Raw genomic sequence first — 24,737 nt, 5'->3', positions numbered from 1 at the left:
GCTTGCGTTAGAATGTTGGTTGATTCTGTTCGGCAAGAAAGCGCGCCCGAGCGCGTATGAATGCCTGATGAAGTTCATTGCTGAAAGCCGCTGTGCTGCCTCAACACCTGTCCACGTCCTCCCTGGCCATCGACCGCCACCGCGCCGAGTTCGCCGACCGCGCCTTCGAAGAGCGCTTCTTGCGTTACTGCCTGCCCGAACGTAACGCCCAGCTGAAAACTAGCCTGCTGATCTCGGCCGCCTTTTACGTCGTCTTCGGCCTCACCGACCTCGCGACCCTGGGCAGCACGCCCACCGCATGGGCCATGATCGGCCTGCGTGTCATCGTTGCGCTGGTGGCCGTCGGCGCCTATCTCGCCATCGCCCGCCATCCGGACTCGGTGCCGGTCTCGATCCGCGCCACCTGCGCCGCGCTGGTGGCCGGCCTGGCCGTATTCCCGGTGCTGTGCTGGTACCAGCCCGCGGCCATGGCCTGGAACCTGATGTCGCTGGCGCTGATCCTGATGGCGGTCTACGTCATCTTCCCCAACCGCTTCGTCTATGCGGTAGCCATCGGCATCGGCGCCAGCGTGGCCTTCGGGGCCATGCTCGTGATCCAGGGCTCGCTGCGCATGGACGATCTGGTGGCGCTGGTCTTGCTGCTCATCCTGGGCAACAGTCTGGGGTGCATCGCGGCGCGCCGCTTCCACCTCGTCCAGCGCGAGCAGTTCCGCTCCGCCATGCTGCTGCAGGAGCTGGCCGACCGCGACCCGCTGACGGGCTGCCACAACCGCCGCATCCTGCAAAGTGGCCTGCTGGACGCAGAACTGGCGCGCGCCGGCCGCTACGGCAGCGCGCTGTCGGTGATCCTGTGCGACATCGACCATTTCAAGCGCATCAACGACACCCACGGCCACGCTGCCGGCGACCAGGTGCTGGGCGCATTCGCAGGCCTGCTGCAATCGATGGTGCGCGACGCGGTCGACACGGTGGTTCGCTACGGCGGCGAGGAATTCCTGATCGTGCTGCCGCAGACCGACCTGGCCGGCGCGCAGGCACTGGCCGAGCGCATTCGCGCGACCTTCGCGGAGGCCGCGACGCCCGTCGGCGGCCAGACCGTCCGCGCCACGGCCAGCTTCGGCGTCGCCTCGGTGCCCGCGCTGCACCCGCACCCGCCGGCGCGCTTCGAGGCGCTGATCGGGGCGGCGGACGACGCGCTGTATGCGGTCAAGCGCGGGGGGAGGAATGGTGTGCGCGGGACGGTGGTGGCGGGGGTGGAGGGGTTACGGTCGTATGCCTGAGGCGCCGTGTGGATGCGCTGCAGGCGGCTACTGTCGGGCCATGTTGTGAAAATGTTCGGGGCGGGAATCTGGCTGTACCATTGGTAGCGCCCGGACGAAGGTAGGGGAACAGGATTGTGAACGATATGGTGGAATACGGTGACGGTCAGGAGAGGCGCGCGGATGCCGAAGCGGCGGCGGGTGCGAGCGAGGCCCGGCTGACCTTCGCCCTGAAGGCCGGACGTCTCGGCACCTGGAGCCTGGATCTGGCGACGTATGCATTGGCGACTTCGGACATCTGCCGGCTGAATTTCGGGCGCGACCCGAATGCGCCCTTCAGCTATGAAGAGCTACGTGCTGCGGTTCATCCCGACGACAGTGCGCGCATGGCCGAGGCCGTCGAGCGCAGTGTGACTTCCGGAGCGGACTACGACATCGAGTATCGGGTCGTGACGCCAGCCGGACAGGTTCGCTGGATTGCCATTCGCGGGAAGACGCTTTTTTCGGATGACGGGGTGCCACTGTCAATGGCCGGGGTGTCGATCGATATCACGGATAAGCGGCAAGTCGAAGACAAGCTGAGCGAAAGCGAAGCGCGCTATCGCAACCTGTTCAACTCCATCGATGACGGATTCTGCATCGTCGAGTTTATCGACGGTCCCCATGGCCCTCTTTCCGATTACCTGCACCTGGAAGCGAACCAGGCGTACATGCGCCATGCCGGCATTGCAGACATTGTCGGCAAGACAGGCCGGGAAAAGCTCACACAAAGCGAGGCGGATGCATGGGTGGCCATCTTTCGACGCGTTCTCGATACGGGCGAGCCAGTCCGGTTCGAACGCGCGCTCGAAGCAACCGATCGCCACCTGCAGGTGGCATGCTCGCGTATCGAACCCGCGACCAGGCGCCAAGTAGCGATCCTGTTCCAGGACGTCAGCGCGCGCAAGCATGCAGAGCGAAGGCTGCGGGAACTGAACGAGACACTGGAAAGCCAGGTCGTCGAACGAACGGCTGAACGCGACCGCATGTGGGATACCTCGCCCGCGCTCATGCTTGTCATCGATTTCGAAGGTTACCTGCGGCGCGTGAACCAAGCCTGGACTACGCTGCTTGGCTACGCTGCCGACGAGCTCATCGGCCGCCATGTGAACGACTTCGTCCTCACGGACGACCACGCCCCGACGGTCGCCGCATACGAAGCGGCGGCCTCGGGCGATCAGACAACGGTCGAGAACCGGTACCGGCACAAGGACGGATCGATCCGCTGGATCTCCTGGGCCGCTGCTCGGGCTGGCAACATGACCTATGCCACTGGCCGCGACATCACGGCCGAAAAGGAACGCGCGGCCGAAATGGCCATGCGTGCCGCCGAGCGCGAACGCCTGTGGAATCTCTCGCAGGACATGCTCGCTCGCGCTAACTTCGAAGGAACGATGTCCGCCGTGAGTCCTGCCTGGACACAGGTACTGGGATGGAGCGAGAGTGAGCTGCTCATGCGTCCTTACGCCAGCTTCATGCATCCGGACGACATGCCGTCGACGCTGGAGGCGATCGGACATATGGCCGAGACCCAGCAGCCCGCGCGGTTTGAAAACCGTATCGCCACGCAGGAAGGCGGCTGGAAGCATATCGAATGGACTGTCACGCCGGAACTCGACGGGCAGAATTTCGTCGCGGTCGGACGCGACCTCAGCGTCAACAAGGCGCGCGAGGCGGAACTCAAGCAGGCACAGGATGCGCTGCGCCAGTCGCAGAAAATGGAGGCGGTCGGCCAGCTGACCGGCGGCCTGGCGCACGACTTCAATAACCTGCTGGCCTCGATCAGCGGCGCATTGCAGGTACTCAAATTGAAGCTGCAACGCGGACAATACAGTGCGCTCGAGCGTTACATCGATTTGGGAGAGTCTTCGGTACGGCGTGCCGCTTCGTTGACGCAGCGGCTGCTCGCCTTTTCGCGCAGGCAGACGCTCGACCCCAAACCTACCGACATGAATGCCCTCATCAATGGGATGGCGAACCTGATCAGCTACTCGGTCGGCCCCTTGATCGACCTTGAGATCGACCAGGCACCCGATCTTCGCCTGACCAAGGTCGATCCCTCCCAGCTCGAGAACGCCGTGTTGAACCTGTGCATCAACGCGAGGGATGCCATGCTGCCGGCGGGAGGGAAACTGACGCTCGCAACGATCAACCAATGGATCGACGAGTCTGCCGCGAAGGAGAAGGCGATCAGGCCAGGGCAGTACGTCTCGCTCCGCGTGACCGATACCGGGAGCGGCATGGCCCCGGAGCTGGTCACGCGTATCTTCGACCCCTTCTTCACTACGAAGCCGCTGGGTGAAGGCACAGGCCTGGGTCTGTCCATGGTCTATGGTTTCGTGCGCCAATCCGAGGGGCATGTCCGCGTGTCTTCGGTGCCGGGACGCGGCACCACGATGTGGCTGTATCTTCCGTGTTATGCGGGAGCGCTTCAGGAGCAGGAAGCCCGTGAGGTATTGTCTGCGGAATCCGGGCAAGGTGAGACCGTGCTCCTGATCGAGGACGAAGATGCGTTGCGCGAGATTATCGAAGAGGTGCTGCGCGAAGCCGGCTACCGCGTGCTCACCGCACAGAATGGTTCTGCGGGCCTGCAGGTGCTGCATTCGGATGCGCGCGTCGACTTGCTGATCACGGATGTGGGACTGCCGGGCGGACTGAACGGCCGTCAAGTCGCCGACGCCGCGCGCATCAAGCGCCCCAGCCTGAAAGTCTTGTTCATTACAGGCTATGCCGATACGGCCGCCGTCGGTAATGGTCGCCTGGATCCGGGCATGGAAGTGATGACGAAGCCATTCGCGATAACCGAGTTTTCCGGCCGGGTTCGTGCCCTGATTGAAGCGCGCCCGCCCAATTGACTGAGCGAGGGATCGCCTCTCCGTTTCCTGTTCAGTTCATCATCGGCTTGCCTGGTACCGGTTCCGCGTGCTGCTGCGCTTTTCGATCGATCGTTGCGATGAATTCGTCGATCGGCATCGGGCGATGAAACAGGAAGCCCTGCATGACGGTGCAGCCGTGCGCGCGCAGGTAACGCACCTGCACCTCGCTTTCGACACCCTCCGCGATCAGGTGCAGGCCCAGTCCACGCGCGATCGAGATGATGGCGAGGACGACGGGATAGGGCGTGTCTTCGTCCTCGATCGCCTTGATGAACGACTGGTCGACCTTGATCGTATCGACGGGGAAGCGATGCAGGTAGGCCAGCGACGAATAGCCGATGCCGAAGTCGTCGATGGCGACGGAGACGCCGAGTTGCCCCAGGCGCTCCAGCTGCTCGATCGCATGTTGCGGGTTGCTGATGCAGATATTTTCGGTGATTTCCACTTCGAGCCGATCGGGCGAAATGTCGTGATCCGACATGGCGCTACGCAGCTTGTCGTAGATCTTGCCGCGATCGAGGTAGCGCGGCGACAGATTCAGCGATAGCTTCAGGGTGTCGTCGACACGGCTCCACCGCGGCATGTCCCGGCACAAAGCATCGATCATCCATTCCGACAGCGCCGGTATCAAATCGTTTTCTTCGGCATAGGGCAGAAATTCGCCGGGCAGGATGAGGCCGCGTGTCGGGTGATTCCATCGGATGAGCGCCTCCGCGCCGACAAGGCGATTGGTGCTGGTATCGACTTGCGGCTGGTAATACATTTCCAGCTCGTTCAGGGCAAGGGCCTGGCGCAGCCCATGCCCCAGTACCGTGCGTCGATCGAGCATCTCGCGCGACGACTGATCGAAAAAGGCGAAGCCATTCTTTCCCTCGCCCTTTACCTGGTACATCGCGGTATCCGCGTTGCGGAGCAGTTCGTCGAGCGTCTCGCCGTGGTCGGGATAAACGGCAATACCGATCGACGCCGAGATATGGGCCGTATGTCCATCGAGATCGAATGGCTGTTCGAGGCTGTCGATGAACTTGGCGGCGACCACACGCGCATCTTCATGGCGATGCAAATCGGGAAGCACCACCGTGAACTCGTCGCCCCCCTGGCGCGCCAGGGTATCGCCTTGCCTCAGGCAGCGCTTGAGGCGGCGCGCTACCTGTTGCAGCAGCGCGTCGCCCTTGTGGTGGCCCAGTGTGTCGTTCACCAGCTTGAAGCGATCCAGGTCGATGAACATGACGGCAAGCTCGGTTTTATTGCGCTTCGCCTGGATCAGGGCCATGCCCAGACGATCCTGGAACAGGCTGCGGTTAGGTAAATCGGTCAGGATGTCATGATAGGCCTGGTAGGAAATCACCGACTCGGCACGTTTCTTATCGGTGATGTCGCGCACGACGCCATAGGTACCCACGAATCCGGGCCGCTCGGAAGAACCGCTTTGCAGATACATGCCCGACGCGTTCAGGGAAATCGTCATGGGATCGTTTGCGCGACTGGCGGGATGCCGGACATCGGCCGAACGCTTCAGGCGCAGCTCGACATTGCGCGATGCGCGCCCGTCGCTTCGGCGTTCGTTGAAGGCATGGTTCGCCAGCTCCAGATCGTCTTCGAGCACCAATTCCCCATAATGCTGGCCGATCAGCTGATCGCGCTGGAAGCCCAGCAGCCGGCTGACACGGTCGTTGATGAAGGTGAATCTCCCTTCGCGATCGAGGGTATAGATAATGTCGGGCGAAGCATCGACCAGATAGCGGTACATGCGCTCGGAATGTTCGAGTTCGAGCGCGATGTGCCGGTTCGCCTGCCGCAAGCGGCGCTGTTCCAGCGCATTTCGTACGGTTGTGGTCAGTTCTTCGAGACCGTACGGTTTCCTGATGTAGTCGAAGGCCCCGCGCTTCAAGGCACCGATGGCTGCGTCGATCTCGACCCGGCCGCTGATGACGACGACATCGACGTCGATCGCCTCGCGGCTGATGAAGTCCATGATCGTGTGTCCTCCCACGTCAGGCAGGCACAAATCCAATAACACGAGATCGAAACGTCCGGTAGATAACTGTGCCAGCGCGTCCTTGCCGTTTTGTGCCGTCGCCAGCTCCATGACGCTGTCTTTCAGCAGCTCACGAAGGGAAGCGCGTGAACGCGGATCGTCGTCGACGACCAGCAGCCGCGGGTGATACGCTTGCGTATTGAAAGCGTCCATAAACGGCATGAACGCATTGTCGGGAGAGAGCGGTAACCAGGCTACGGGATTGATCATTCTGGAAAAACACGTCGGGAGGTAGCATGAATCTACCAGTCTGGCGCGCTTTTGGCGACTAAAAGTATAACGAATGCGCACAACTTAAAACAAATGCGCCGAAATGCTGCTCATTGGAAAATATACTTACCTTGTGTTTCCAGCACTGGGCGAATGGATTGAATTCCGGCGCGACTGTCCTGGGTAGGACGGAAGCTTAGCGTTCGTAACACGACAACCCAGTAATTCGACATGCCTAGAAGCGCATACCTGACCAACATCGCCGCTGGTCTGTGCGGCTCGTTTGCCAGCCGCAATAACCACCTGGATGGCTATTGGGCCGTCGGCAGACTGCGTTCGCTTGCCGGGCAGCATGGTCAAGGCGTCGTTTCCATTGACTTGCTGACCCCATCGATCCAACCGGTTTCGGCAGCATTCGCACCCGTGCTGGCACGCTATCGCCAACTACTGGAGACGCTCGCCGATGTTTCCGGCGTCGCGATCGGAGACATCACGACGGCGCGCATCGTGTCGGACTTCGCACCGCCACCCTGGCCAAGGGCCGGCTACGACAAAGCGCAATGGGGCGAACAGTTCGTCCTGACCGTGACGATTTGCGCGACCGGCAGGGTTGAAGGCATCGTGCGCCACGCGGGCTATTGCCGGCCGCACGATCCGGCCCGCGAACGTCGGTCGAACCGTTCGCCGCTCGTCCGGACGACGCTGCCGTTCGGCGCCGGCCTTGACGGGCGCGGCGACCAGTACGACATCAAGCAGAAAAATGGAGGGCCGGGGCCGCTCGGCAGCATCCACCACGACGCGTCCGCCGAGGATGCCTACGATCCTGACGAAGCCATCGTCGCGGTAGTGCGGGACGACGCGGAGTTGCCGGACTACGTGGAGCCCAACAGTCCGCGCCAGTAGGAGAATGCCGGAAAACCAGGCTTACTCGGAGGTAGCGCCGCCCGAGGCCGAGCCGCCGGCCGACAGCGAACCGTTCACGCTTGCCGACGCCGGCAGGCGCGTCGCTGCCGCTCCCTGTGCCGCCGAGCGGGCGCCGTCGGCGGCGCCGCGGGCACTGGCGGCGGCCGCGCCGCGTGCGTTCGCGGCCGTGGCGCCAGCGTACTGCGCGGTGCCCTCGGCCTGGCTGCGGGCGGCTGCGGCCACCGGCGCCGCGATCTCGCCGGCGCCCGAGCGCAGGCCGCCGGCGAGATCGCGCACCTGGCCCGCGCCGCCGTCGACCTGCTGCGCGCCGCTGCCCGACAGGCCGCCCGAGACCGACACAGAACGGCTGGCGCCCGCTTCGCCGCCTGCCGAACCCGAGCCCGAGCCAGATCCGGATCCGGAACCGACGGCACGCGCGCGCGGCAGTGCGGTAGCCAGTTCGCCGCTGCCGTCCGCCCCGCCGCGCAGGGCGCCGCCTGCCGATTGCAGCTTGCCCGTCAGGCCGCCGTCGCCGCCGCCGTCGCCGCCGGCTGCGCCGTTGGCGCCACTGCGCGTCCCGCCCAGCAAGCCGCCCTGGCGTTCTGCACGGGCATCGCCGCGGCCAGCAAGCCCACCGGCGTCGACGCCGGCCGGGCGGCGTTCGACCTGGCGCGTCAGGCCGGCGACGGCGCCGCGGCCGCCCATCGGCTCCATCGATCCCATGCGGCCGCCGAAGCTGCTGCCGCCGCCGATCATGCCGCCGACCGCGCCGCCCAGTCCGCCGCCACCGCCGCCGAGCAGCTGGGCCTGGGCCGAGACGGTGAAGCCGAGGGCGAGGACGGTGGCGATGGTGCGGACGATTTTCTTGGTTTGCATGATGTGTTCTCCAGTAAGTGGCGCGATTGTGCGCCGGTACAAGGAGAACGAACGGGCTCGGCCGTTTATTCCATCGATCCGAAAATATTCCTAAAAATTTTTATCGGAAGCGTGCCGGGTCGGTGCGCAGGGCGGCGCCGACGACGCCGTGGCCGGTCGCATTGCTGACCGAACCCGCATCGGCACGCGCGGCCTGGCGCGCCAGCGCGGCCAGGGCCTGCGCCGCGGCGGCGCGATCCGGGCGCGGCAGCGACTGCGCCAGCAACGCGGCGACGATGGGGGCGGCGAAGGAGGTGCCGCGCACCTGGCGATAGGGCGGGGCGCCTGGTGCGGCGCTCACCATCTGGCTACCGGGCGCGGCGAACATCACCTGCGGCCCGCGCGCCGCTTCCGGCAGGGGCCGTCCGGCGCGGTCGACGCCGCTCACGCCGACCACGCCGGGATAGCTGGCCGGGTACAGCGGCGGCGCGGCGGGGCCGTCGTTGCCGACCGCCGCGACCAGCAGGTGACCGCGCGCGACCATCGCCCCCACCATGCGGCCGAGCGTGGCGTTCGGCGGGCCGACCAGGCTCAGGTTGACGACGCCGACGCCTTGCCGCGCCATCCAGGCCAGGGCGGTGGCGATCTTGTCGGCCGAGCCGCCGGTGGGGCTATCGCAGTAGATGTCGGCGGCATACAGCCGCGTGCCCGGCGCCGCGCCCCCGAAGCGCTCGCTGCGCCCGACCATCAGCGCCGCGACCGCCGTGCCGTGCGGTGCCGGATGGTGCGCGCCGCCGCAGCCGAACTGCTCGATGGCGGTTCCTTCGAATACTTCGTGCCCGGTGTCGACGCCGCTGTCGATCAGGCCGACGCCGCCCTGAGCCGTGGACGCGCCTGCCGCGCCGCCGGCCGGGGCCGTGCCGCCGAGCGGAGCGCTCGCGCTTCCTACATAGACATGGTTGAAATCGAATGCACCCTCGGGATCGAGCGCGCGCAGGCGCTCGAGCGCGTCGGCCGTGCCCATGCCGGCGGGCGCCCGCAGCACCACCAGCGACTCGCCGAGATCGTCGAAGCGTTCCTCGCGCAGCACCTGGAAGCCGAGAGCCCCGGCGGCGCGCAGCAGCGCCGGCGCGGGCGAGGTGGCGAGGATTTCCGCGCGCACGACCACCGCGCCGCGCGGATCGGCCTCCAGCACATTCGGGTGGCGCCGCAGCAGCTCGGTCACGCCGCTCAGCCGCAGGGCGCCGAGATCGCCCGGCACGGCGCGGTCGAGCAGGCGTTCGGCCGGCCGCACCAGGCTGTCGAGTCCTGGCTGGCCGAGCGGCTGGGGCAGGTTCAGCGAGGGGAGGCGCAGCTGCGCCTGGGCCGCGCCGGCGCCGCATAGAAGGAGGGCGGCAATGGCTTGGGCCAGACGCGAAGGTTTCAAGCGAGGTTTCATGGGCATGTCGGCATGGAGAATATGTACATCGAGAACTATTTTGAAGTAAAACGCTTGGCGGATGGAATAAAATCCCTCGCGCCGACGTTTACCCGCTGTGACCGACACGAACACCATGCTTGCCAACGACATTGCCGCCCTGTTGCCGCGGATGCGCCGCTTCGCGCGTTCGCTCACTTTCCACCGCGAGGACGCGGACGACCTGGTGCAGCTCGCGCTGGAACGGGCGCTCGGGCGATCCGAACAATACAGCGCGGGCACGCGCCTGGACAGCTGGCTGTTCCGGATCGTGCGCAACGCCTGGGTCGACGAGGTGCGCAGCCGGGTGCGGCGCAGCGACCTGTTCGCACCCGAGGAGGAGGGCGAGCAGGTCGGCCACGATGCGATCGAAGCGCACCAGCAACGCATGGCCGTGCAAAAGGCGATGAGCATGCTGTCGGAAGAACACCGCGTCGTGGTCGCTCTCGTGCTGGTGGACGGGCTGCCGTACAAGGAAGCGGCGCAGGTGCTGGATATTCCGCTCGGCACCCTGACCAGCCGGCTGGCGCGGGCGCGCGAGGCATTACAAACACTGTTGCAAGACGAAGCGAGGGCCGCACCATGATCCGCACCACGATTTTTTCCGACGAAACCCTGATGGCCTATGCCGACGGCGAGCTGGACGAACCCGAACGCAGCCTGGTCGAGCGGGCCGAGCGCGAGGATCCGGAGGTCGCCGCGGCGATTGCGCGCCACCGGGCACTGCGCGCCGACGTCTTTGCCGCCTTCGCCGGCGTGCTCGACGAGCCGGTGCCGGCGCGCTTGCAAACCGGTGACGCGGCATCCGGCAGCGTCAGTTCGCTCGACGCTGCCCGTGCGCGCAAGGCTCAGGCCCAGGAGGCGGCGGCCAAGGCCGCCGAACAGCGGCGCAGCTGGCCGCGCTGGGGCGCACTGGCTGCCTCGCTCGTCGTCGGCGTGCTGGCGCTGAATGTCTGGCTCGGGAACACGGGGAAGGACGCGGCGCGCTTCGCCGCCCTCGACGCCGGCGGACGTCTGCTGGCACAAGGCGAACTCGCCGCGGCGCTGTCGCAGCAGCTGGCCGGTGCGCCGCAAGCGGACACGCCTGTCCGCATCGGAGTCAGCTTCGCCACGCGCGAGGGCGGCTACTGCCGCAGCTTCAGCGTCAGGGGCAGCGCGGGCCTGGCCTGCCGCGAGGGCGAAGACTGGCGCATTCCGGTATTGAGCGAGGCGCCGGCCGACGGCGCTGACTATCGCCAGGCCGGCAGCGCGGCGCCGGCCGCCGTGCTCGAGGCCATCGACGCGCGCATCGCCGGTGCGGCGCTCGACGCAGCGGCCGAGCGCGCGGCGCGCGACCGCGGCTGGAAGCGCTGATCTACTGCGCCGGCACGAACACCGGCGCCGCGTTCGGCGGCGGCGGCACGCTGTCGGCGCGCGGATGCGGCTCGGCGTCCTCGTCGTCGGTCAGGTAGGGTTCCGGCGCGGCGGGCGCCGCGACGTCGACGTCGATGCCGCGATACTGCGGCATCTCGGCGAATTCGGCGTAGATCCAGTCGTCGTTCTCGCGCATGAGGCCTTCCGGCTCGGGGCGTTCCACGACCGGCCGCTTGGCCAGCGCCACCTGCATATAATCCATCCAGATCGGCAAGGCGAGCGTCGCGCCGAATTCGCGGCCGCCCAGCGATTTCGGCTCGTCGTAGCCCATCCAGGCCACCGCCACCACATTGCCGCCGTAGCCGGCGAACCAGCCGTCGATGGCGTCGCTGGTGGTGCCGGTCTTGCCGGCGATGTCCGTACGCCCAAGGCGCTTGGTGGCGGCCGCGCCGGTGCCGTAGCGGGTCACGTCGCGCAGCATGGAGTCGGTCATCCAGGCGTTGCACGGGTCGAGCACGCGCGTGGCGTCCAGGCGCGGTTCCGGCGCCTTGTTTTCGATCAGCACGGTGCCGTCGCCGTCCTCGACCCGTGAAATCAGGTAGGGCTTGACGCTGTAGCCGCCGTTCGCGAACACGGCGTAGGCGCCAGCCATCTGGAGCGGCGTCACGGCGCCGGTGCCAAGGGCCAGGGTCAGGTTCTTCGGGTGGCGCGCCAGATCGAAACCGAACTTGGCCAGGTAGTCGTGCGCGTACGGTACCTCGACCGCGCGCAGCAGGCGCACGGTCGGCACGTTCTTCGAATGCGCCAGCGAGTAGCGCATCGTGATCGGGCCGTCGAAGACGCCGTCGTCGTTCTGCGGCGACCAGTCGGCGCCGGCGTTCTCGCCCGGCATGACCAGTTCCTGGTCGAGGATCAGGGTTCCCGGGTTGTAGCCCTTTTCCAGCGCCGCCGAATACACGAAAGGCTTGATCGCCGAGCCGGGCTGGCGCCAGGCTTGCGTGACGTGGTTGAACTTCTGCAGGTTGTAGTCGAAGCCGCCGACCAGGGCCTGGTAGGCGCCGGTCTCGGCGTCGAGCGCGACGAAGGCGGCGGCCACCAGCGGCACTTGAGTGATACCCCATTCCGCCTTGGCGGCGTCCTTGCCCAGCTTGCTGATGCGGACGACGGCGCCCGGCGCGATGCGCTGCGATTCCTTCGCCTTGCTCGACAAGCCGCTTGCGGCGAACTTCAGCCCGGCGCCCGTGATCGTGATGGTGTCGCCGTCGATGTTCTCGACCTTCACCGATTTCGGCGAGGCCGACAGCACGACCACCGGCTCCAGGCCGTCGCTGGACGGGCGCTTCTGCAAGGCCTCGACGATGGCTTCCTCGCGTTCTTCCTCGCTTTCCGGCAGCTCGATACGGGCCTCCGGGCCGCGGTAGCCGTGGCGGTTGTCGTAGGCCAGCACGTTGCGCCGCACCGAATCGTAGGCCGCTTCCTGGGCCTTCGAGTCGATGGTGGTGTAGACGCGGATGCCGCGCGTGTACGACTCTTCCGCATACTGGGCGAACACCACCTGGCGCGCCAGTTCCGCCACGTACTGGGCGTGGGTGCCGAATTCCTGCGGCCGCGCGTGCACGCGCATCGGTTCGGCCACCGCTTTCGCATACTGGGCTTCGTCGATGTCGCCGAGGTCGCGCAGGCGGCGCAGCACCTGTTCCTGGCGCATCTTGGCGCGCTTCGGGTTCACCGCCGGGTTGTGGCGCGCGGGATTTTGCGGCAGGCCGGCCAGCATCGCCGTCTCGGCGATCGTCAGCTGGTCGAGCTTCTTGCCGAAATAGCTGCGCGCCGCGCTGGCGAAGCCGTAGGAGCGCTGGCCGAGATAAATCTGGTTCATGTACAGCTCGAGGATCTGATCCTTGGTCAGCGCATCCTCGATCTTGTACGCGAGGACGACCTCGTTGAGCTTCCTCGACAAGACCTTTTCGCGCGACAGGAAGAAGTTGCGCGCCACCTGCATGGTGATGGTGGAGGCGCCGCCCGAACCGAAGCCGCCGGTGACGTTGGCCTTCACGGCGCGCGCCGCGCCCATCCAGTCGATGCCCTTGTGTTCGTAGAAGCGCGCATCTTCGATCGCCAGTACGGCGCGCTTCATCATCGGCGGGATCTGCGCGATCGGCACGAAATCGCGGTGCTCCTCGCCAAACTCGCCGATCAGGACTTTGTCCGCGGTGTAGATGCGTAGCGGGATCTTCGGCTTGTAGTCGGTGACGGCCTCGATCGAAGGCACGTTCTTGACGACTGCGAACAGAAACCAGACCGCCGCGCCGGCGATGACGAGCACGATGGCGGCGAGGAGGAAGAAGATGAAACCTTGTTGCTTGCGCGGGCGTTGGCGCTGGCGCGGCAAGGCGGAGGTGGGCTTGGTCAAGACGGTGTTCTCCTGCTGTGGGCCGCGCAAAAGGCAGGCCCGGCGGGGCATTATAATCCGCTTTCTTTCGCGTTCCGCATATGCCATAGTCACGCCTTCAGGCCGGCTTAAGACTGGCCAATCCATGCCCCCGAGATGACGATGCCCTACGATCCTGCTCCACCCCCTGTCAAGCCGTATATTCCCGCCACCGCGAACCTCCCCGAATTCACCATCCGTGCCCTCGTCATGGGCGTCGTGCTGGGCATGGTCTTCGGCGCTTCCTCCTTGTACCTGGTGCTGAAAGTCGGCCTCACCGTCAGCGCCTCGATCCCGGTGGCGGTGATCGCCATCACCTTGTTCGGCATGTTCAAGAAGATGGGCGGGCGCGAGTCGACCATCCTGGAAAACAGCATCACGCAGACAGCCGGTTCGGCCGGCGAATCGCTTGCCTTCGGCCTGGGCGTGACCATGCCGGCGATTATGATCCTCGGCTTCGACCTCGAAATCTCGCGCGTGATGCTGGTCGGCGTGCTGGGCGGCCTGCTCGGCATCCTGATGATGATTCCGATGCGCCGCACCATGATCGTCGACGGCCACCGCGAACTGAAATACCCGGAAGGCACCGCCTGCGCCGAGGTGCTCAAAGCCGCCGCCACCGAGACTTCGCGCGAAGCCGCGGGCGAAGTGCGCCTGACGGGCTCTGACGCCGCGCGCGACGCCAAGCGCCGCGCCGCCATCATCTTCGGCGGCTTCGGCCTGGGCCTGCTGTACAAGGTGGCCAACGTTTCCCTCAAAGGCTGGAAGGATGTCGCCAACTTCGAGTTCGGCGCGCCCCTCAAGGCGGGTTCGGCCGGCGCGGAGATCTCGCCGGAGCTGGTCGGCGTCGGCTACATCATCGGCCCGCGCATCGCCTTTACGATGGCGGCCGGCGGCGTGCTGTCTTACCTGATGCTGATCCCGATGATCAAGTTCTTCGGCGAGCTGCTCACCGTGCCGGTCTCGCCGGGCACCATGCTGATCAAGGACATGTCGCCGAACGATATCCGCGACGCCTACGTGCTGTACATCGGCGCCGGCGCCGTGGCGGCGGGCGGCCTGATTTCGCTGGTGCGCTCGCTGCCTTCGATCTGGAACGGCCTCAAGGGAGGTCTGGCCGGCATGAAGGGAGGGAAAGGCGCGGCCGATGCCTCATTGCGCACCGACCAGGACATCCCCTTCAAATGGGTCGCCATCGGCTGCCTGGCCATCATCGTCATCATCACCGTTGCCACGCCGCTGCACATGAACCTGCTGGGCGCGCTCCTGATCCTCGTGTTCGGCTTCCTGTTCGCCACCGTCTCTTCGCGCCTGACCGGCGAAGTCGGCTCGTCCTCGAACCCGATCTCCGGCATGGCGGTCGCCACCTTGCTCTTCACCTGCCTGATCTTCCTGGTGATGGGCTGGACGGGCGGGCAGTATTACGTGACGGCGCTGTCGGTCGGCGCCATCGTCTGCATCGCCGCGAGCAACGCCGGCACCACCTCGCAGGATCTGAAGACGGGCTTCCTGGTTGGCTCGACGCCGCGCCTGCAGCAGTACGCGATCTTGTGCGGCGCCTTTGCCTCGGCGCTGATCCTGGGGCCGATCCTGCTGAAACTGAACGAAGCGGGCACCGTGTACGTGCCCGCCGCCCAGGTGGCACCCGGCATCACGGTCGACGCCTCCAAACTGACGGAGACGGCGCAGCTGCAGGGCCCGCAGGCCGAAACCGACAGCAAGACTTATAAAGTCTGGCGCAAGACCGGCACCGCCGGCGGCCCCGAAGGCAAGTACCTGGTGCACGAGGACGGCCAGCTGGCCTACCTGGTCGACCCAGGCATCAACGGCCACCACCATACCCGTCCGGACGGCACCGAGGTCAAGAAATACGATGCGCCGAAGGCGGTGCTCATGTCCTACATCATCAAGGGCATCCTCGACCAGCAGCTGCCTTGGACGCTGGTGCTGTTCGGCGTGATGATCTCGGTGGTGCTGGAACTGGCCGGCATCCAGGCGCTGGCCTTTTCGGTCGGCGTCTACCTGCCGCTGGTGTCGACCCTGCCGATCGCGATCGGCGGCGCCGTGCGCTGGGCGGCAGACCGCCGCAACAACAAGCTGCCACAATACGCGAACCTGAACGCCGAGGAACGCACCGCCGCGGGCGACCGCAGCTCGGGCACGCTGCTGGCATCGGGCTATATCGCCGGCGGCGCACTGGCGGGCATCGTCATCGCGATCACCGCGGGCGTGCTGACGGATTTCGACAGCATGATGGCGAAGTGGGCGGAGGCGTCGAACCCGTTCGTGTCGGGGCCGAATGCGGATCTGCTGTCCTTGATACCGTATGCGGCGATTGTGCTGCTGCTGTATTGGGTGGCGCGCGAGAAGGCGCAGAAGTAACGAAAAACGGGCGCCAAGGCGATCGTTGTTTTTGGCCGTTTTGAGGGCCGCGTGGTCGTTGAGGGTGCGTACGCGTGGGCTCGGGGAGCCCACCCTACGGTGAACAGCCGCAGCAGGTACAAACGATGTTAGCGGTCGCGTAACGTAGGGTGGGCGCTCTGTGCCCACGCGTATCACGGCATGAAACAACGCGATTTAAACGAACGCCAAATCGTGCTGCCGAATCACATCGTCCAGCCACTCGTCCGTCCGGCTGAACGCAAACCCCAAGCCCTGCGCACGGCGCGTATCGAGCACCAGCGCCGCATCCGCATCGAAGGGGGACAAGACACCCGGCGCCGCGCCGTCCACGCGCTGCACGCGATCCGGCGCGTCGAGCACCTGCGCCACCCGCCCGAACAGGTCGCGTGCCGAGAGCGCCCCATGCGAAGCCGCGTTCACCGCCCCGGTAAAGCTTTGCGCCCCCGCCCAGTCGAGAAAGGCCGCCGCCTCCTGCGTGCCGAGAAAGGACAGCCGCGCATCCCCATCGGTGTAGCGCAGGGCGCCGCCGCCGCGCACGGCATCGACATACCAGGAAAGGCGGCCCGTGAATTCGTCCGGCCCGCCCAGCACGTGGGCCAGGCGCGCCGTGACCAGGGGCAGGGAACCGTCGCGGTAGAGATAGGCTTCGGCCTGCACCTTGCCGGCGACATAGCTTTCGACGGCGCGCTGCGGGTCGTGCCAGGGATAGCGGGTGTCGATCGGCTGGGCCAGCACCGCCAGGTCGGATTCGGCGAAGCCGGCGCCTGAGGCCGCGGCCCCGCGGTAGACGTCGATCGTGGAAGTCATCACATAGCGCCCGACCTTGCCGCCGAAGGTGCGCACGGCGATGGCCGCGTCCAGCGGGCTGTAGCACATCTGGTCGAACACCAGGTCGTAGCGCTTGCCCGCAAACGCGGCGCGCATGGCCGTCTCGCTGCGGCGGTCGACGCGGATGCGTTCGATGCGGGCTCCGAAAGGGTCGGGGGCGTAGCCGCGGGTGGCGATCGTCACCTTGTGGCCCGCGCGTACCAGGCGCTGTACCAGCAGCTTGCCGAAGTAGCGGGTGCCGCCGATCACCAATATATCCTTGTGCATGGCTTCTCCTTGACGAATCGCGTATATTTTCTGCTCAGCAATGCAATCGCACAAACGAGAAAAAACGCGCACTATGAATAAGAAAAACTTATGCAGGGAGGGGCCATGAAGCCGCTGCGCTCGCTCTCGGGCCTGATCGATTTCGATTGCGCCGCGCGCTGGGGCAGCTTCAAGCTGGCCGCGCGCGAGCTGCACAAGACGCCTGCCGCGGTCAGCCTGCAGGTCAAGCAGCTGGAAGAGGCCGTTGGTTTTCCCCTATTTGTGCGCCACCCGCGCCATATCGCGCTGACGGCCAAGGGCGAGGAGCTGGCGATCGCGGTGGGCCGCATGCTGGGCGAACTGCGCGCCAAGGTGGCGGCCCTGCAGCATGGCGACGAGGAATCGGTGCTGCGCATCTCGACGACGCACTCGTTCGCCATCAAGTGGCTGGTACCGCGCATGCACCGTTTCACCAAGCTGTATCCGGAGCTCGACATCCGCATCGATTCGAACGACGCGCCGGTCGACCTCGAGGCCGACACCACGGACGTGGCGATCCGCTACGGCGTGGTGCGCGAGGGCGATTCCTCGACCCTGTTCCGCGAGCGCCTGGTGCCGGTGTACAGCCCCGAGCTGCTCGCTCCCGGGCAGGCGGAGCTCACCCTGACCGAGATCCGGCGCTGGCCCCTGTTGTGCGAGAAGTCGCCCGAACGCTGGCTGCAGCTGCTCAACGAGAACCGGGCCTTGAAGGGCGAATACGATTTCTCGCGCGCCTACAGCCACTGGGGCGTGCTGGTGCAGGCGGCGGTGGCGGGGCAGGGCGTGGCCCTGGTGCCCTACGGGATCGCCTGCCAGGACATCGCCTCGGGCGCGCTGCGCCAGATCGCCTGCCGCAGCGCGCCCTTCGAATACGGCTACCGCTTCCTCGCCAATCCGCACAAGGAAAACATGGGCAAGGTGCAGCGCTTTCGGGCCTGGGTGGAAGGCGAGATGGAAGAGATGCGACGCGCGCTGGAGACAGTGACGGCGGGGCAATAAAAAAACGGCAGCCGCGGCTGCCGTTTTTCGTTGAAGCTTGAAGACGCTTACTTCACACCGTGCATCAGCTTCTGGATCAGAGGTGCGATCAGGAACAGCAGCACGCCGCCGCCGACCAGCGACCAGAAGCCGAAGGTGTAGCCGTCCAGCGCCGAAGCGATCGACATGCCCGACTCGCCCGACACGTGCGAAGCGAAGATGCCCGACAGGTTGTTGCCGATACCGGTCGACAGGAACCAGCCGCCCATGCCCAGGCCGACCAGGCGCACCGGCGCCAGCTTGGTGACCATCGACAGGCCGATCGGCGACAGGCACAGCTCGCCGATCGACTGGATGAAGTAGACGGTGAACAGCGTCCAGAACGGGATCTTGTTGTCCATGTCGACCAGGCTGCCCAGGGCGAACATCAGCAGGCCGAAGGCGAGGCCGTTGAAGATCAGGCCAAGGCCGAACTTGCGCGGGATCGACGGGTTGACGTTACGCTTGCCCATCGCCACCCAGATCGCGGCGATGATCGGTGCAAACAGGATGATCGCGACCGAGTTCACGCTCTGGAACCAGGCGACCGGGAAGATCCAGCCGTTCAGGTTGCGGTCGACGATCTGGTCGGCCAGGAAGGTGAACGAGCTGCCGGCCTGTTCGAAGAACATCCAGAACAGGATGTTGAAGGCGAAGATGATCATCATGGCGATGGTCTTGTCGCGCGCGACCTTGCCGTTGCGGATGCCTTCGATCATCAGCATCGCGGCCAGGGCGACGAAGAGCACGGTCAGGATCACCTGCAGGGTGCCGGCGCCGAGTTTCAGCAGGAAGTACACACCAGGGATGACGACGATGCTGCCGAGGATGACGGCGATCGAGCGGCCGCGGCCTTCGGCGCCGGCTTCCGGTGCGCCGATGCCGGCGAGGGTCTTGCGGCCGATGTAGAACCACACCAGGCTGATCAGCATGCCGACGCCCGAGGCCATGAACACGACCTTGTAGGCCGGGGTCGTGCCGTCGCCGAGTTCCTGCGCCAGGATCTGGGTCAGGATCGGAGCGATGAACGCGCCGGCGTTGATGCCCATGTAGAAGATGGTGAAGCCGGAATCGCGGCGGGTGTCGCCCAGCGAGTAGAGCTTGCCGACCATGGTCGAGATGTTCGGCTTGAACATGCCGTTACCGACGATGATGGTGGCCAGGCCGAGCTTGAAGATGTCCTGGTCGGGCATCGCGATCATGAACAGGCCGGCCGCCATGAAGACGGCGCCGATCAGGATCGAGCGCTGGTAGCCGATGACGCGGTCGGCGATCAGGCCGCCGAAGACGGCGCCGGCGTACACCAGCGCGAGGTAGGAGCCATAGGTCAGGTTGGCGTCGGCCTGGCCGACGGCGTTGCCGCCGTAGAACTGGGCGACGATGTAGAGCACGAGGGCCCAACGGATGCCGTAGAAAGCGAAACGCTCCCAGAATTCCGTCATGAACAGCATCCACAGTGGCGCCGGGTGGCCCATGATCTGTTTGAACTCTGGAATGGCAACTTCTTTGCCGGGTGTTGCAGCTGCACCGCTCATGCGGGTCCCTCCGAAAATAGTGTTTATAGACGAACTGTTTTAGTGGAACGCCAGACTTGCCCCAAGACTTGCCGGAATTTCCAGTTGGGACGCATTTTAGAGGAATTTGCTTACCTCAAGAAAAATATTTGCCATTGTGGTAAACACGCGCGCGGATGGTGCGCCGCGTTGCCGGTATGCACCACTGGCGCACACATGCGCAGGCATCCAGAGCGCCTTTGTCGTATATTGGTGAAACAGCCAGCCATGTTTCCGGAAGCCTTTATTTCGGATGTAATAGAAAAGGAAGACCTGCATGAACTACGACGTCGTCGACACCCTCATTTCTCCCGAAGGCCGGCTCGAAGTCCTGTCGAAAGCCGAGGTGGCCAAGCTGCTCGACACCAGCCAGGGCGGCCTCTACCACATATTCCGCAAGTGCGCGCTCGCCGTTCTCAACTGCGGCAGCTCGATCGACGATGGCAAGGAACTGCTCGAACGCTACAGCGGCTTCGAGATCAGCGTGATCCAGCGCGAGCGCGGCATCAAGCTCGACATCCGCGGCGCACCGTCCATCGCCTTTGTCGACGGCAAGATGATCAAAGGCATCCACGAACACCTGTTCGCCGTCCTGCGCGACATCGTCTACGTCCATTTCGAGATCACCGAAAACCCCAAGTTCAACCTGGCCAAGCCGGAAGGCATCACCGACGCGGTGTTCCACATCCTGCGCAACGCCAACGTGTTCCAGCCGCAGCGCAACCCGAATCTGGTCGTGTGCTGGGGCGGCCACTCGATCAACCGCATCGAGTACAACTATTCGAAAGAGGTCGGCTACGCGCTCGGCCTGCGCGAACTCGATATCTGCACCGGCTGCGGCCCGGGGGCCATGAAAGGGCCGATGAAGGGCGCGGCCATCGGCCACTCCAAGCAGCGCCTGCATGGCGGGCGCTACCTCGGCATCTCGGAACCCGGCATCATCGCCGCCGAGTCGCCGAACCCGATCGTCAACGACCTGGTCATCATGCCGGACATCGAGAAGAGGCTGGAAGCGTTCGTGCGCACCGGCCACGGCATCTGCGTGTTCCCGGGCGGCGCCGGCACCGCCGAGGAGATCCTCTACATCCTCGGCATCCTGCTCCATCCGGACAATGCCGAGATGCCGTTCCCGCTGGTGTTCACGGGGCCGGCCACGGCGCGCGAATACTTCGAGCAGATCGACGGCTTCATCGGCCAGACCCTCGGCCCGCAGGCCCAGGCGCGCTACAAGATCATCATCGACGACCCGGACGCCGTTGCCCGCGAAATGGCTGCCGGGATCAAGCTGGTGCGCGAATTCCGCAAGGCCCACAGCGACGCCTATTACTTCAACTGGCGCCTGAAGATCGACCAGGAATTCCAGAAGCCCTTCAAGCCGACGCACGACAACATGCGCAACCTGAAGCTGCACAAGAACCAGGAAACCCACATGCTGGCCGCGAACCTGCGCCGCGCCTTCTCGGGCGTGGTGGCCGGGAACGTGAAGGAAGAGGGGATCCGCGAGATCGAACAGTTCGGCAAGTACGAGCTCCACGGCGACAGCGAGATCATGGCGCCGATGGATGCGCTGCTGGCCTCGTTCGTGGAGCAGAGCCGGATGAAGTTGCCGGGCAAGGCATATGTGCCTTGTTATACGATCGTGCAATAACGCGGCCGTTCGGTGGGCACGGGGCGCCCACCCTACGAGAAACGGGACGCTTCGGCGTCCCGTTTTCATGCCATCAGGCCGTTCGGTAGGGACGGGGCGCCCACCAAACGTGGACGAACCGGTAGGGTGGGCGCCCCGTGCCCACCAAACGCATGCATGTCGCCGGCGTCACGCGAAAAAAAACGGGACGCCTTGGCGTCCCGTTCTTCATCCGATCGAGCGATCAGTCTTCCTTGCGCAAGTGCGGGAACAGCAGCACGTCGCGGATGTTCGGCGAATCGGTCAGGATCATGATCAGGCGGTCGATGCCGATGCCGCAGCCGCCAGCCGGCGGCATGCCATATTCGAGCGCGCGGATGTAGTCGGCGTCGTAGTACATCGCCTCCTCGTCGCCGGCGTCCTTGGCGTCGACCTGGGCCAGGAAGCGGGCGGCCTGGTCTTCCGGATCGTTCAGCTCCGAGAAGCCGTTGGCGATCTCGCGGCCGACCATGAACAATTCAAAACGCTCGGTGATGCCGGCGCGGGTGTCCGAGGCGCGTGCCAGCGGCGACACTTCGACCGGGTAGTCGATGATATAGGTCGGCTCCCATAGCTGGGCTTCGGCCGTCTCTTCGAACAGCGCCAGCTGCAGCGCGCCCAGGCCCGCGGTGGCGAAAGGCTTGACGCCGAACTTCTTCAGCTCTGCCTTCAGGAATTCCGGATCGTCGAGCTGCTCGGCGGTGTAGCCCGGCGCATACTTGTTGATCGCGCCGACGATGGTCAGACGCTGGAAGGGCTTCGACAGGTCCAGCTCGCGCCCGCCATACGACAGCACGGCGGTGCCCTGGGCGTCGACCGCGGCCTGGCGGATCACGGCTTCGGTGAAGTCCATCAGCCAGGTGTAGTCCGTGTAGGCCGCGTAGAACTCCATCATCGTGAATTCGGGGTTGTGACGGATCGAGACGCCTTCGTTGCGGAAGTTGCGGTTCACCTCGAAGACGCGGTCGAAGCCGCCCACGACGAGACGTTTCAAATACAGCTCGGGCGCGATACGCAGGAACATCTGCATATCCAGGGCGTTGTGATGGGTGATGAAGGGTTTCGCTGCGGCGCCGCCCGGGATCGGGTGCAGCATCGGGGTCTCGACTTCCATGAAGCCGTTCTTTTCCATGAAGCGGCGCATCGACGACAGCGCGGCGGTACGCGCTTTAAACGTGCGGCGCGTCTCTTCGTTCATGATCAGGTCGACGTAGCGCTGGCGGTACTTGGTCTCCTGGTCGGCCAGGCCGTGGAACTTGTCCGGCAGCGGGCGCAGCGACTTCGTCACCAGGCGCAGCTTGCTGACCTTGATCGTCAGTTCGTCGACCTTGGTCTTGAACAGCGTGCCTTCCACGCCCAGGATGTCGCCCAGGTCGTAGGTACGGAAGGCTTCCATTGCCGCTTCGCCGGTGGCGTCCAGGGTCACGTAGATCTGGATGCGGCCGTCGGCGCGCGCCCCCGAGGCGTCCTGCAGGGTGGCGAACGCCGCCTTCTTGCCGGCTTCGCGCTTGAGCATCATGCGGCCGGCCAGCACCACGGGGATCGCTTTCTCTTCCAGCTCTTCACGCGTCAATGCGCCGTACTGCTCGACCAGTTCCGCCGCCTTGTGCTGGGGCTTGAAGTCGTTCGGAAAGGCGACGCCCTGTTCGCGGATCGCGGCCAGCTTGGCGCGGCGCTCGGTCATGATCTTGTTTTCGTCGGCGGCCAGTGCTGGCGGCGTATTCTCTTGGTTATCCGTAGTCATGGTAGGTTCAACTCTTGTTGGTTGGATCAGGCGTAGAGCGCTTCGAGCGACAGGCTCGAGAAGTCGTCGACGATGGCAATCACGTTGTCGAATTCGGCAAAGGCTTCACGCGGCAGGGTGGTGGTGATCACCACGCAGCGCATGCCGGCGCGGCGCGCGGCTTCCACGCCCAGGGGCGCGTCCTCGAAGACGATGCAGTCGGCCGGTGCGGCGCCGCAGCGGCGCGCGGCTTCCAGGAACACGTCCGGATGCGGTTTGCCGCGGGGGACGTCGGTGGCGCCGACGACGGTCTCGAAATGGCGGCGCAAATCCAGCCCGTCGAGCGTGAACTCGACGTTGGCCGGCGGCGCGGCCGTGCCGACGGCGAGCAGGATGCCCTGCGAGCGCGCGTCAGCGATCAGGTCGTCGAAGCCCGCCACGCTCTTCAGGTGCGGCGCATACAGCTCGCGGTAGACCGCTTCCTTCTCATGGTTCAACACGGCGACTTCTTCGTCCGCCAGGTGCTCGCCCATGTGCGAACGGATGATCTCCTTGCCCTGGCGCCCGGCCGTCGTGCGGAAGAATTCGTCCGCATCGATGGCGCGGCCGCGGCGCTCGAAGAAGGTGATCCACGACTGCGTATGGAAGGCCATGTTGTCGACGATGGTGCCGTCCATGTCGAAGATCAGCGCCCGCTTATCGACTGTCATGCTTGCGCTCATGCGCCGACGCCTTGCTTGAGCGAGGCCGAAATGAAGTCGTCCAGGTCGCCGTCGAGCACGTTCTTCGTGTTGCCGGTCTCGAAGCCGGTACGCAGATCCTTGATGCGCGACTGGTCGAGCACGTAGGAGCGGATCTGGTGGCCCCAGCCGACGTCGGTCTTGGAGTCTTCCAGCTTCTGCTGCTCGGCCATGCGCTTGCGCATCTCGAGTTCGAACAGTTTCGCGCGCAGCATGTCGAAGGCCTCGGCCTTGTTGCGGTGCTGCGAACGGTCGTTCTGGCACTGCACGACGATGCCCGAAGGCGCGTGCGTCAGGCGCACCGCGGAATCGGTCTTGTTGATGTGCTGACCGCCCGCGCCCGATGCGCGGTAGGTGTCGATGCGCACGTCGGCCGGGTTGATCTCGATCTCGAAGGACTCGTCGACTTCCGGATACACGAACAGCGATGTGAACGAGGTGTGGCGGCCGTTGGCCGAGTCGAACGGCGACTTGCGCACCAGGCGGTGCACGCCGGTCTCGGTGCGCAGGTGGCCATAGGCGTACTCGCCCTCGACCTTGATGGTCGCGGTCTTGATGCCGGCGACTTCACCGTCGGACTGTTCCAGGATCTCGGCCTTGAAGCCCTTGCGTTCGCAATAGCGCAGGTATTGACGCAGCAGCATCGAGGCCCAGTCCTGGGCTTCGGTACCGCCGGCGCCGGCCTGGATGTCGATGAAGCAGCTAGCATGGTCCATCGGGTTGCTGAACATGCGACGGAATTCCATCTGCTCGATGACGGTCTTGATGCCTTCGAGGTCGGCGCTGACGGCTTCGATGGTGTCGTCGTCACCTTCTTCGCGGCCCATTTCGAACAAGTCGGCGCAGTCGGCCAGGTCGGCCTTCGCTTTTTCCAGCGTCAGGACGACGCCTTCCAGCGCCTTCTTCTCTTTACCGAGATCCAGGGCCCGCTTCTGGTCGTTCCAGACGGTCGGATCTTCGAGTTCTTCGTTGACCTGCTCTAGTTTCTCTGACTTCCGATCGAAGTCAAAGATACCTCCGAAGTTCGGCTTCGCGACCGGTCAGGTCGTTCAGCAGGGCGGAGATGGCGTTGATGCGTTCAGCTTCCATGGTCGTGGCGTCTAAA

The 24,737-nt window shown here is 65.2% G+C and carries 17 protein-coding genes; 8 read left to right on the top strand and 9 right to left on the bottom strand.

Annotation, left to right across the window (positions count from 1 at the left end; all coding sequences use genetic code 11):
- The first annotated feature begins 77 nt into the window (after window positions 1-77).
- Together ASF77_RS22995 and ASF77_RS22990 are read left to right on the top strand one after the other, a co-directional pair.
- Window positions 78-1,280 (top strand): GGDEF domain-containing protein, encoded by a 1,203-nt coding sequence (locus tag ASF77_RS22995; RefSeq protein WP_082494032.1) that lies wholly within the window; start codon window positions 78-80, stop codon window positions 1,278-1,280.
- Window positions 1,281-1,405: 125 nt separating this feature from the next.
- The gene (locus ASF77_RS22990) at window positions 1,406-4,153 is read left to right on the top strand and encodes a PAS domain S-box protein (RefSeq protein ID WP_056345457.1); all 2,748 of its coding nucleotides are present in this window, start codon (window positions 1,406-1,408) and stop codon (window positions 4,151-4,153) included.
- Window positions 4,154-4,184: 31 nt separating this feature from the next.
- Here the strand turns inward: ASF77_RS22990 and ASF77_RS22985 are convergent, their stop codons facing one another.
- Window positions 4,185-6,374, bottom strand: a complete 2,190-nt coding sequence (locus tag ASF77_RS22985) for an EAL domain-containing protein (RefSeq protein ID WP_056345452.1) — start codon at window positions 6,372-6,374, stop codon at window positions 4,185-4,187.
- Between the two features lie 279 nt (window positions 6,375-6,653).
- Between ASF77_RS22985 and ASF77_RS22980 the strand changes: the two genes are divergently transcribed.
- Window positions 6,654-7,325 (top strand): hypothetical protein, encoded by a 672-nt coding sequence (locus tag ASF77_RS22980; protein ID WP_156649000.1) that lies wholly within the window; start codon window positions 6,654-6,656, stop codon window positions 7,323-7,325.
- 21 nt (window positions 7,326-7,346) lie between these two features.
- Here ASF77_RS22980 and ASF77_RS22975 read toward each other — a convergent pair whose 3' ends face one another.
- Window positions 7,347-8,201 carry a hypothetical protein gene (locus tag ASF77_RS22975; protein WP_056345446.1) on the bottom strand — a complete coding sequence of 285 codons (855 nt, stop codon included), beginning with the start codon at window positions 8,199-8,201 and terminating at the stop codon, window positions 7,347-7,349.
- Window positions 8,202-8,301: 100 nt separating this feature from the next.
- Entirely contained in the window at window positions 8,302-9,606 is a 1,305-nt protein-coding gene (locus ASF77_RS22970; RefSeq protein WP_229445553.1) for a S8 family serine peptidase, read from the bottom strand.
- Between the two features lie 127 nt (window positions 9,607-9,733).
- Between ASF77_RS22970 and ASF77_RS22965 the strand changes: the two genes are divergently transcribed.
- Entirely contained in the window at window positions 9,734-10,222 is a 489-nt protein-coding gene (locus tag ASF77_RS22965; protein WP_056345713.1) for an RNA polymerase sigma factor, read from the top strand.
- Window positions 10,219-10,989: an anti-sigma factor gene (locus ASF77_RS22960; protein ID WP_056345444.1), complete on the top strand. Its 771-nt coding sequence runs from the start codon at window positions 10,219-10,221 to the stop codon at window positions 10,987-10,989. The genes ASF77_RS22965 and ASF77_RS22960 overlap by 4 nt, the downstream gene beginning before the upstream one ends.
- Before the next feature lies 1 nt (window position 10,990).
- Here ASF77_RS22960 and ASF77_RS22955 read toward each other — a convergent pair whose 3' ends face one another.
- Window positions 10,991-13,399 carry a penicillin-binding protein 1A gene (locus ASF77_RS22955; RefSeq protein WP_056345441.1) on the bottom strand — a complete coding sequence of 803 codons (2,409 nt, stop codon included), beginning with the start codon at window positions 13,397-13,399 and terminating at the stop codon, window positions 10,991-10,993.
- Between the two features lie 141 nt (window positions 13,400-13,540).
- On the opposite strand from ASF77_RS22955, the gene ASF77_RS22950 reads away from it, so the two are divergent.
- Window positions 13,541-15,799 carry an OPT family oligopeptide transporter gene (locus ASF77_RS22950; RefSeq protein WP_056345438.1) on the top strand — a complete coding sequence of 753 codons (2,259 nt, stop codon included), beginning with the start codon at window positions 13,541-13,543 and terminating at the stop codon, window positions 15,797-15,799.
- A gap of 195 nt (window positions 15,800-15,994) precedes the next feature.
- Here ASF77_RS22950 and ASF77_RS22945 read toward each other — a convergent pair whose 3' ends face one another.
- Window positions 15,995-16,915: an NAD-dependent epimerase/dehydratase family protein gene (locus ASF77_RS22945; protein WP_056345435.1), complete on the bottom strand. Its 921-nt coding sequence runs from the start codon at window positions 16,913-16,915 to the stop codon at window positions 15,995-15,997.
- Between the two features lie 105 nt (window positions 16,916-17,020).
- Here ASF77_RS22945 and ASF77_RS22940 point away from each other — a divergent pair, with 105 nt between their 5' ends.
- Window positions 17,021-17,932, top strand: a complete 912-nt coding sequence (locus tag ASF77_RS22940) for a LysR substrate-binding domain-containing protein (RefSeq protein WP_056345432.1) — start codon at window positions 17,021-17,023, stop codon at window positions 17,930-17,932.
- 47 nt (window positions 17,933-17,979) lie between these two features.
- Here the strand turns inward: ASF77_RS22940 and ASF77_RS22935 are convergent, their stop codons facing one another.
- The gene (locus ASF77_RS22935) at window positions 17,980-19,485 is read right to left on the bottom strand and encodes a peptide MFS transporter (protein ID WP_056345429.1); all 1,506 of its coding nucleotides are present in this window, start codon (window positions 19,483-19,485) and stop codon (window positions 17,980-17,982) included.
- Between the two features lie 295 nt (window positions 19,486-19,780).
- Between ASF77_RS22935 and ppnN the strand changes: the two genes are divergently transcribed.
- Window positions 19,781-21,151, top strand: a complete 1,371-nt coding sequence (gene ppnN, locus ASF77_RS22930) for a nucleotide 5'-monophosphate nucleosidase PpnN (RefSeq protein ID WP_056345426.1) — start codon at window positions 19,781-19,783, stop codon at window positions 21,149-21,151.
- 223 nt (window positions 21,152-21,374) lie between these two features.
- On the opposite strand, the gene lysS is transcribed toward ppnN, so the two are convergent.
- The 3 genes from lysS to prfB form a co-directional block, all read right to left on the bottom strand.
- Complete coding sequence (gene lysS, locus ASF77_RS22925) at window positions 21,375-22,913, bottom strand: lysine--tRNA ligase (RefSeq protein ID WP_056345425.1); 1,539 nt, start codon at window positions 22,911-22,913, stop codon at window positions 21,375-21,377.
- A 26-nt stretch (window positions 22,914-22,939) separates the two neighbouring features.
- Window positions 22,940-23,602 (bottom strand): HAD family phosphatase, encoded by a 663-nt coding sequence (locus tag ASF77_RS22920; RefSeq protein WP_056345711.1) that lies wholly within the window; start codon window positions 23,600-23,602, stop codon window positions 22,940-22,942.
- 8 nt (window positions 23,603-23,610) lie between these two features.
- Window positions 23,611-24,721, bottom strand: a protein-coding gene (prfB, locus tag ASF77_RS22915; RefSeq protein ID WP_156648999.1) for a peptide chain release factor 2 whose coding sequence is annotated in 2 segments (ribosomal slippage) — window positions 23,611-24,639 and window positions 24,641-24,721 — 1,110 coding nt in all. Because the reading frame shifts where the segments join, the coding sequence is not laid out codon by codon here.
- Between the last annotated feature and the right edge of the window lie 16 nt (window positions 24,722-24,737).

The organism is Massilia sp. Leaf139 (assembly GCF_001424165.1).
GTDB lineage: Bacteria > Pseudomonadota > Gammaproteobacteria > Burkholderiales > Burkholderiaceae_D > Telluria.
Note: the sequence above shows the minus strand (reverse complement) of the source record. Positions and strands in the feature narration are given on the sequence as shown.